Raw genomic sequence first — 464 nt, 5'->3', positions numbered from 1 at the left:
GTACCTCCAGTTGCTCCTGCTGCTCCTGTACCTCCAGTTGCTCMAGCTGCTCCTGTACCTCCAGTTGCTCCTGTTGCTCCTGTTGCTCCAGTTGCTCCTGTTCCTCCAGTTGCTCCAGTCGGCCCAGTMGGTCCTGTTGCACCAGTTGCTCCTGTACCTCCAGTTGCTCCTGCTGCTCCGGTTGCTCCTGTTGCTCCTGCTGCTCCAGTTGCTCCTGCTGCTCCGGTTGCTCCTGCTGCTCCTGTACCTCCAGTCGCTCCTGCTGCTCCTGTTGCTCCTGTACCTCCAGTTGCTCCTGCTGCTCCTGTTGCTCCTGTACCTCCAGTTGCTCCTGCTGCTCCTGTACCTCCAGTTGCTCCAGCTGCTCCTGTACCTCCAGTTGCTCCTGTTGCTCCTGTTGCTCCAGTTGCTCCTGTTCCTCCAGTTGTCCTCCAGTTGCTCCAGTCGGCCCAGTAGGTCCTGTT

1 protein-coding gene is annotated in these 464 nt (G+C 59.1%); it reads right to left on the bottom strand.

Annotated elements, in window-relative coordinates:
* Window positions 1–464: hypothetical protein (locus tag AC1DLM_RS35535; RefSeq protein WP_477572641.1), on the bottom strand; the 464-nt coding region annotated here is incomplete at both ends.

It is taken from the genome of Paenibacillus sp. 01T442, from assembly GCF_056398345.1.
Note: the sequence above shows the minus strand (reverse complement) of the source record. Positions and strands in the feature narration are given on the sequence as shown.